8 protein-coding genes are annotated in these 8,789 nt (G+C 59.0%); 7 read left to right on the plus strand and 1 reads right to left on the minus strand.

The genetic code is table 11. The features are described from left to right. Positions 1–356, plus strand: a 356-nt coding sequence (locus tag LAT62_RS14935) for an AzlD domain-containing protein (RefSeq protein ID WP_293385768.1), incomplete at its 5' end; no start/stop codon positions are given. Between the two features lie 51 nt (positions 357–407). Next, a complete protein-coding gene (locus LAT62_RS14940; RefSeq protein WP_293385770.1) occupies positions 408–2,033 on the plus strand; it encodes an alpha/beta-hydrolase family protein in 1,626 nt (541 codons plus the stop codon). Between the two features lie 65 nt (positions 2,034–2,098). Here LAT62_RS14940 and LAT62_RS14945 read toward each other — a convergent pair whose 3' ends face one another. Next, positions 2,099–2,566, minus strand: a complete 468-nt coding sequence (locus tag LAT62_RS14945; RefSeq protein ID WP_293385772.1) for a peroxiredoxin — start codon at positions 2,564–2,566, stop codon at positions 2,099–2,101. Between the two features lie 750 nt (positions 2,567–3,316). Here LAT62_RS14945 and pcnB point away from each other — a divergent pair. The 5 genes from pcnB (at position 3,317) to pgi (ending at position 8,638) form a co-directional block, all read left to right on the plus strand. Beyond that, on the plus strand, positions 3,317–4,618 hold the full coding sequence (pcnB, locus tag LAT62_RS14950; protein ID WP_293385774.1) for a polynucleotide adenylyltransferase PcnB: 1,302 nt from the start codon (positions 3,317–3,319) through the stop codon (positions 4,616–4,618). Positions 4,619–4,620: 2 nt separating this feature from the next. After that, positions 4,621–5,127 carry a 2-amino-4-hydroxy-6-hydroxymethyldihydropteridine diphosphokinase gene (folK, locus tag LAT62_RS14955; protein ID WP_293385776.1) on the plus strand — a complete coding sequence of 169 codons (507 nt, stop codon included), beginning with the start codon at positions 4,621–4,623 and terminating at the stop codon, positions 5,125–5,127. 141 nt (positions 5,128–5,268) lie between these two features. After that, the gene (panB, locus tag LAT62_RS14960; protein ID WP_293385778.1) at positions 5,269–6,057 is read left to right on the plus strand and encodes a 3-methyl-2-oxobutanoate hydroxymethyltransferase; all 789 of its coding nucleotides are present in this window, start codon (positions 5,269–5,271) and stop codon (positions 6,055–6,057) included. Further along, positions 6,057–6,905 (plus strand): pantoate--beta-alanine ligase, encoded by an 849-nt coding sequence (gene panC / locus LAT62_RS14965; RefSeq protein ID WP_293385780.1) that lies wholly within the window; start codon positions 6,057–6,059, stop codon positions 6,903–6,905. The genes panB and panC overlap by 1 nt, the downstream gene beginning before the upstream one ends. A 95-nt stretch (positions 6,906–7,000) precedes the next feature. Next, complete coding sequence (pgi, locus tag LAT62_RS14970; protein ID WP_293385782.1) at positions 7,001–8,638, plus strand: glucose-6-phosphate isomerase; 1,638 nt, start codon at positions 7,001–7,003, stop codon at positions 8,636–8,638. Positions 8,639–8,789: the final 151 nt, after the last annotated feature.

Here is an 8,789-nt window from a genome sequence, read left to right on the forward strand (position 1 = left end):
GAAGAGTCCGCACCATGACCCTGAGCGGATTGCCCTTTATCACATTTATCGTCGCCGCGGGTATCGGTACCTACCTGATTCGATTGGTACCCATGATGGCGGGTCAGAGGCTGGCCAGTGGCTCGGGCCCGATTACTCTGGTGCTCAGTGCGCTGGGGCTGTCGGCCATCAGTGCCCTGATCGTAGTCTCGGTGGGTGACCTGTGGCGCAACCATCCCGAGCCCGCTACCCTGTTCAGTCTGGTTGCCGGCACGCTGGGCGTGCTGGTGACGCTGCGTCTGACACGGAATGTCGGTATTGCCACGCTGGGTGGGGCCCTGCTTTACGGTTTGGTTGCCCGGTATTTTGGCCACTGATCTGCAATAGGTCAGTGGCGACTGACAAGAGGCCTTTCAGACCTGTTTATCATGAAACCGATCAAACACTTCAATACGACCGGCCTGCTGCTCGGCACCCTGTTTTTCGCCGCGTCACTGACCCCCACTCTGCTGCCGCGAGGGGAAATGGTACAGGGCGTCATTACCGGCCTGTCACTCAGTGCCGGTTATCTCCTGGGCTACCTGCTGCATCGGCTCTGGCTCTTTCTGGAATTGCCCACGGTCAGCGGCCGCACCCAGTTGATTTCCCAGTGGCTTGCTGCGGCTCTGTTCGGGCTGATTGCGGTGTCGTTTCTGTGGCAGGCCACCGAGTGGCAGAATCAGGTGCGCGGCCTGATGGGCATGAAGGAAGACGCCCGGATACGCTCACTTTGGGTCGGGCTGATTGCCGTGCCACTCTTTCTAGTGCTGAAAACCGCCGCTTATTGGCTGCACAGCGCTTTTCTCCTGATTCCACACTGGTCCCGGCGCCTGGTGCCTCGACGTATTTCCTATGTAGGTGGCGTAATGGTCGCGGTGGTTGTGTTCTGGCTGGTGATTGACGGCATCGTGTTCGCCTCATTACTGCGCGCACTGGATCGCTCCTATCAGCAGGTGGATGCCCTGACCGACCCGGCTACAGAACAGCCTGAGGACCCGGCTCTGACCGGGAGCAACGAGTCACTGCTGGGCTGGGAAACACTCGGCCGCCAGGGGCGTCGTTTTGTGACCAACGGCCTGGACGAAGAATCTCTGGCACCGTTCAGTGACCGGTATCAGCCTCCCATCAGGGTCTATGCAGGCCTCAATTCGGCTGAGACACAGGAGGAACGTGCCGAACTGGCACTGCAGGAACTCTTGCGGGTGGATGCCTTCGACCGGTCCGTACTGGCATTGATCACGCCTACCGGCACAGGCTGGATCGACCCGGCAGCCATGCACACGCTGGAAGCCCTGTTTCATGGTGATGTGGCCAGTGTGGCGGTACAATATTCCTACCTGTCGAGTCCGCTGGCGCTGATGACCGAGAGTGAGTACGGGGCGGACCAGGCCCGCGCGACCTTTGAAGTGATTTACGGGCACTGGCGATCACTGCCCGCCGACGTGCGCCCGGACCTTTATCTGCACGGTCTGAGCCTGGGTGCGCTGAACTCGGACCGTTCCTTCGATCTATTCGATATCATCGATGACCCCTTCCAGGGTGTTCTTTGGAGCGGCCCACCGTTTCGTACTGACACCTGGCGCACCGCTACGCACCGCCGGGACCGGGGCTCGCCCGCTTGGTTGCCGCGTTTTCGCGACGGGCAAGTGATCCGTTTCGGCAATCAGAGCGGTGGCTGGGATGATTTCAATCGCTCCTGGGGCAATTTCCGCATTGGCATCCTGCAGTACGCCAGTGACCCTATCACCCTGTTTGACCCGTCGGTGCTGTATCAGGAACCAGAGTGGATGCAGGGAGAACGTGCGTTTGATGTGTCGCCAGAGCTGCGCTGGATACCGGTAGTGACGTTTCTGCAACTGGCAGCCGACATGACGACCGGTGCGTCACCCAGAGGCTTTGGCCACGACTACTCCGGCGCGGATTATCTGGACGCCTGGTATGCGCTCACAGAGCCGGAAGGATGGAGCGAGGAACAATATGCCGAGCTGAGAGCTTATTTTGCGGAGCGCTACTGAGGCAACGAAAAGCGGGCCGCCCGGGCCCGCCTCTCAATCGCCAAAGCTTTTATGATCACTTGAAATCAGAGATGCGCCAGAACGGTTTCTGAGCTGCTCTTGTCGATACTTTTGGCATCCACGCCCAGATACTCGACAACACCGTCATTGACGATCATTGCAAAACGCTTGCTGCGCACACCCATGCCGCCGCCTGTGGCGTCCAGCTCCAGTCCCAGTGCTTCGGCCAGATCTGCGTTGCCATCCGCCAGCATCAGGATTTTCTCGGCATTCTGATCACGCTGCCAGGCGCCCATGACGAAGGCGTCATTGACCGACAGGCAGGCAATGGTATCAACCCCTTTGGCCAGAATCTCGTCGGCCTGGACTACAAAACCCGGCATGTGCGTATTGGAACAGCCGGGAGTGAAAGCCCCGGGGACAGCAAACAACACCACCTTCTTGCCATCGAAGACTTCTCCGGTGGTGATGTCCTGCGGGCCATTGGTTTTGAGACTGACGTCTGGAATTCGATCGCCAATTGCGATGGTCATTTGGATTCTCCCTCTGTAGAAAGCACGAAAAGTGTCCGTGAACGGCGCAGATTATAGTCAGTTCCTACCGTGATTGTTGGCGTTTACCAGAAGTTTTTGCGCTGAGTTGAATATTGAAAGCTGGAAACCGCTGAGTTGGTTCCGGTCTGAAACGGACGCCCGAAAGCCCGCCTGTGTTACGCAAACACGTAACAACTGTGTTACCCATCGACACACCGGTCGAGCTCAAAATGGATGCCGCAGACACTCTTTTGACACTAAGCCCTTGTTTTAACTTGTTTTTTAATTATTGGCACAGCATCTGCTATTACTAGGGCGCACAACAACAACGGCCACCAAACAAAAACAACAAGGCCCAAAAAAGACAATCCGGCGCCCAACCAAAAACAAAAACAAGGGCGCTTTTTTATTGTCTGGTGCTGCTCACTTCAAGCACCAGCAGCCGGTAACAAAAACAAGAACATGGCCTACTTCATCGGTCGGCGCCCAAAACAAAAACAACAGGCGCCGCATTGCACTTTTGCCTTGCTGTCCCTTGATTCACTCCCCGACTCCGGTACTACCCACTTGAACATCTGTCAACCAAGGCGGTTTTACTCGCCAGACCCTGCTCTGTGTCCGACCGACTGTCTCCAGACTGCTTTTTAAGCTAGACTAGCGACAACATTTTTTCAGTCATCGACCAGGGTTTACCGAGGACCACTCCACTTGCTACAGGCTATCAAGCGTTTTTTCGGGAAAAACAACAACTTGGAACACCCCGAAATCATCAGAATCCCCCGCGACCAGCACCCCGTTTCACGCAAGCAAATCAGTGAAAGTGCTCTCAAGGTGTTGTATCGGCTGAACAAGCAGAATCATGAGGCCTACCTGGTGGGCGGTGGCGTGCGCGATATCATGGTGGGCATTCAACCCAAGGATTTCGACATAGTCACCGATGCCACACCGGAAGAAGTCCGCGCTCTGTTCCGCAATTCGCGCATCATTGGCCGCCGATTCAAGATTGTGCATGTGGTTTTCGGGCGGGAAATCATTGAGGTGGCCACGTTCCGTGCCGGGGCCGAAGATGCCGTTGATCGCGGGCACGGCGATTCCCATAAGCGCTCTGATACCGGCATGCTGCTGCGTGACAATGTATATGGCTCGCTGGAAGAAGACATCATACGGCGGGATTTCACCATCAACGCCATGTACTACACCACGTCCGACTTCTCGCTGGTGACGCTGGCCACGTCGCTGGATGACCTTGATGCCCGACAGATTCGCATGATCGGCGACCCGGATCAGCGCTATCGGGAAGATCCGGTGCGCATGTTGCGTGCCGTGCGGTTTGCCGCCAAGCTGGACTTCTCGATTGAACACGCAACCGCTGCGCCGATAGAGTCCATGGCGCACCTGCTGGACAATATCCCGGCCGCCCGGCTGTTTGATGATGTGCTGAAGCTGTTCATGAGCGGCTATGGCGTGCGGACCTATCAGCGCTTGCAGGAATATGGCCTGTTTCGCCACCTGTTTCCGCACACCCAGGCCGTGCTGGATCAGGCGCCCGACGAACAGTATGAAGCGCTCATACTGAGTGCCCTGAAGAGCACTGATGACCGGATTGCGCGTGACAAGTCGGTCACCCCGGCTTTCATCTACGCCGCCTTTCTGTGGCCGGTCGTGGAAACCCAGACTCTGAGCAACCGCAATGCCGGCACGCCGCCCATACCGGCGCAGCAGCAGGCCATTCAGGAAGCCATCAGCTTGCAGGGCCAGCGCACGTCCATCCCCAAACGCTTCCAGTTCACCATGCGTGATATCTGGGAACTGCAGTCCCGCCTGCCCAACCGGCAGGGCAACCGGGCAGAACGCCTGGTCACTCATCCCAAGTTTCGGGCCGCCTTCGACTTCATGCTGTTGCGTGAAGCCTCCGGTGTCGACCTTGATGGCCTTGGTCAGTGGTGGGAAGACTATCAGAACGCGGATGAACAGAGCCGCCAGCAGATGGTCGGTGCACTGGGTGGTCAGCGCCGCAAGACCCGAACCCGCCGCAAGCGGCCTGCCCTCTGACAATGACTGATCAGATGCAGCTCAACGATCGGTTCGAACAGGCCTTTATCGGCCTGGGCAGTAATCTGGAAGACCCGGTAGCACAGCTGGATGCCGGCATCGGCTGGCTGCAGAGCGAGGCGCACATCTCGCTGCTGGCTGTCTCCGGTTACTATCTCTCCAAACCCATTGGCGGGCCGGACCACCAGCCGGACTTTGTCAACGCCGTCGCCGAGATCTCTACCCGCCTGAAGCCCGAGGCTCTGCTGCGGGCCCTCCAAGGCATTGAGCTGCGCCAGCACAGAATTCGAGAAGAACACTGGGGGCCACGCACTCTGGATCTGGATATTCTGCTCTACGGTGATGCCGAGATCAGTCAACCTGAGTTGACAATTCCCCACCCCAGAATGACTGACCGCGCCTTCGTACTGCAGCCGCTGGCAGACCTGGCACCGGACCTGGTGATTGCCGGCCAGTCGCTGGATATCTGGCTGGAGCAGGTCAGCGACCAGGCCATCGACCCCCTCTGAACCCGCATCATTCTCAAGGTTCCGGCACAGACGGGGTGCCATGGGCGTCGATTCCTGTGTCGGAATGTACAATAACCTGCAACGTTTAACCCTTTGGGCTGTTTCGGTATAGTTGCCGCCTACTGAACTGACGAGGTTAGCATGGCCAAGATCACCATTCGCACCCTGCAGAAGATGAAAGCCGAAGGCCGGAAGTTCACCAGCCTGACGGCCTACGACGCTACGCAGGCCCACTGGGTCAGCGCTGCCGGCATAGAGGTCATGCTGGTCGGGGACTCTCTGGGAATGGTCATTCAGGGGCATGACAGCACGCTGCCGGTCACCCTTGACGACATGGCCTACCACACGCGAGCCGTTGCTCGCGGCAATCAGCAGAGCATGCTGATGGTTGACCTGCCGTTCATGACCGCTGCCACGGTCGAGCGCACCCTGGATGCCGCCCATCAATTGATGCAGGCCGGTGCCGAAATCGTGAAGCTGGAAGGCGCACGCTGGCTGGCACCGGCCATCGAACAGTTGTCGCACAACGGAGTGCCGGTCTGCGCCCACCTCGGCCTGACACCCCAGTCGGTCAACAAATTCGGTGGCTATCGGGTACAGGGCAAAGATGCCGCCGGACAGCAGTTGCTGGAGGATGCAGATGCACTGGTGGCTGCCGGGGCCGACATGCTGCTGGTGGAGTGTATTCCTGCCGAACTGGCCAAAGAGTTGCAACAGCGCTCTCCGGTCCCGGTCATCGGGATTGGTGCCGGCGCCGATGTGGACGGTCAGGTACTCGTGCTGTACGACATGCTCGGCATGAACACCGGCCGCAACGCACGCTTTGTACGCAACTTCATGACGGACGCCGGTTCACCGCAGGAAGCCATCACCCTGTATGACCAGGCGGTGCGCAACGGCGATTTTCCGCAGCCGGAGCACCAGTTCTGATGCAGATCTACACCAAACCCGAAGAACTGCGACGCCTCAGGCATGAACTGACACTGGCCGGCAAGACACTGGCCGTGGTGCCGACCATGGGCAACCTGCACGACGGTCATCTGTCACTGATTGAAAAGGCACAGTCGCTGGCCGATCTGGTGATCTGCACCATTTTCGTCAATCCGTCTCAGTTCGGCCCGGAAGAGGATCTGGACGCCTATCCGCGCACGCCAGACGCGGATCTGACCGCCCTGCGCCGGTACCATGTCGACGGAGTGTTCACACCGGGCGTCGAAGGCATGTATCCGCCCGGGGACGAAACCCGGGTTACCGTGCCAGCCCTCAGCGAGCGTCATTGCGGCGCCGTGCGGCCCGGGCATTTCACCGGTGTGGCCACGGTCGTGTGTAAATTTCTCAACATGATTCAGGCTGACTTTGCCGTTTTTGGCGAAAAGGATTTTCAACAGTTGGCCATCATCAAACGCATGGTCACGGACCTGTTCATCCCCACCGAGATTCACGGGGCGCCGACCCTGCGCGCCGATGACGGCCTGGCGCTGAGCTCCCGCAATGCCTATCTGACCGGCGACGAGCGTCAAAGGGCGCCAGACCTCTATCGGCAACTGGTACTGGCCCGTGATCGCATCCTGCAGGGAGAGCGCGACTTTGAAGGGCTGGAGTTGTCAGCACAGGATGCCCTGGTGCGCAGTGGCTGGCGGCCTGACTACTTTTCTGTCTGCAGCCAGCAAACGCTGCAGCCCGCGAGCGCCACAGACACCGATCTGGTGATCCTGGCAGCCGCCCGGCTGGGGCAGGCTCGCCTGATTGACAATCTGACGCTCAATTTGAAGGGCTGAGCGGACTACGGCATACTCTCCAACCGGTCAGGAGCCCGGATGCATCGGGTTCCGCAGGCCTCTGAAGACCCCTTTTGATGACAGGACATGACCCTATGGTAGCGCCCACTGAACTGAACGCCTGGAAGACTCTGGCTGAACACAAACCCGCAATCGAGTCGACCACGCTCAGAGCCCTGTTCCAGCAAGACAATGGCCGCCATGACAAATTCTCTCTCGAGGCCGCCGGCCTGCATGTCGACTTTTCCCGCCACCGGGCCACCCGTGAAACCTTTGAACATCTGATCGATCTGGCGCGGGAAGCCGGGGTTGATGGCGGCATCAAGGCCATGTTCGATGGCACCCCGATCAACAATACCGAACAGCGCCCTGCACTCCACGTGGCACTGCGCAATCGCTCCGACCGGGCGATCAAGGTGGACGGCAAGGATGTGATGCCGACTGTGCGCAAGACGCTGAAACGCATGCGCACCTTTACCGACGCCGTGCACAAGGGCGAGTTCAAGGGCTATACGGGCAAGCCGCTGCGCACCATTGTCAACATTGGCATCGGCGGCTCCTTTCTCGGCCCCAAGGTGGTCAGTGATGCCCTGCGCCCCTATTGGCGCGAAGGCTATGACCTGCGCTATGTGGCCAATATCGACGGCACCGACATCACCAGTGCCTGCCGTGATCTGGACCCGGAGACCACGCTGTTCGTGGTCTGCTCCAAGTCATTCGGCACGCTGGAAACCCTGAAGAATGCAGAGGCCGCACGCGCCTGGTTTTTCGAGCAGGGTGGCAAGCAAAAGGACGTGCAGCATCACTTTGTCGCCGTCTCCACCAACATCAAGGCTGCCACCGAATTCGGCATTGCCGAAGACAACATCTATCCGCTGTGGGACTGGGTAGGGGGTCGCTACAGCCTCTGGTCAGCCATCGGCCTGCCGCAGGCGATCGTGCTCGGCATGGATGTTTTTGAACAGTTACTGGACGGCGCTCATGCCATGGACGAGCACTTCCGCACCACTGAGCTGGGCAACAACCTGCCCGTGATCATGGGCTTGCTGGGCATCTGGTATCAGAATTTCTGGGGTGCCGAATCGAAAGCCGTGCTGGTCTATGACGAATCACTGCGCGACTTCCCGGCGCACCTGCAACAGATGGACATGGAGTCCAACGGCAAGCGGGTTACCCGTGATGGCGAACCCGTCACCTGGCAGACCGGCGCCGTGATCTGGGGTGGCACCGGCACCAATGGCCAGCACGCCTATCACCAGTTGCTGCACCAGGGCACCCGGCTGATTCCGGCCGACTTCATCATGCCGCTGCAGAGCCACAATCCGGTCGCCGACCACCACGCCTGGCTGTTTGCCAACTTCCTCGGCCAGCAGCAAGCCATGCTGGAAGGCAAAACCGAGCAGGAAGTGACTGCGGAACTGATGACCCAGGGCATGAGTGAAGCCGAGGCCCAAAAGCTGGCTCCGCACAAGGTGATACCCGGCAATCAGCCGCACACTGCAATCACCTTCGACCTGCTGACCCCGGAAGTGCTCGGTGCGCTGATCGCGCTTTACGAGCACAAGGTCTACGTCCAGGGGCATATCTGGGGTATCAATTCGTTTGATCAGTGGGGCGTCGAACTGGGCAAGGTGCTGGGCAATGCGGTGTATGAGGTACTGCACGAAGGCAACCTGAAAGCCTATGACGACTCAACCGCCAACCTGATTCGCCGCTACCGCAATTCGTTGTAAGGGCCGCTGCCTGTTGCAGGGCGCCATGGCTCCGACATCGCCAGACTCGGCCAGGGAACATTGACCTGCGGAGATAGGCCACCTCTGCGGGGTACCCTGACCGCAGACACGCAAAAAACGTCATCCCTGACAGCTCGACTCCGCACATCCC

Source organism: Natronospirillum sp., assembly GCF_022565775.1.
Classification (GTDB): Bacteria; Pseudomonadota; Gammaproteobacteria; order Pseudomonadales; family Natronospirillaceae; genus Natronospirillum.

What these genes read in the sequence shown, in the direction of transcription:
- folK (WP_293385776.1), top strand. Translation starts at nt 4,621, where the DNA reads ATGACTGATCAGATGCAGCTCAACGATCGGTTCGAACAGGCCTTTATC.
- pgi (WP_293385782.1), top strand. Translation starts at nt 7,001, where the DNA reads ATGGTAGCGCCCACTGAACTGAACGCCTGGAAGACTCTGGCTGAACAC.
- panC (WP_293385780.1), top strand. Translation starts at nt 6,057, where the DNA reads ATGCAGATCTACACCAAACCCGAAGAACTGCGACGCCTCAGGCATGAA.
- panB (WP_293385778.1), top strand. Translation starts at nt 5,269, where the DNA reads ATGGCCAAGATCACCATTCGCACCCTGCAGAAGATGAAAGCCGAAGGC.
- LAT62_RS14945 (WP_293385772.1), bottom strand. Translation starts at nt 2,566, where the DNA reads ATGACCATCGCAATTGGCGATCGAATTCCAGACGTCAGTCTCAAAACC.
- LAT62_RS14940 (WP_293385770.1), top strand. Translation starts at nt 408, where the DNA reads ATGAAACCGATCAAACACTTCAATACGACCGGCCTGCTGCTCGGCACC.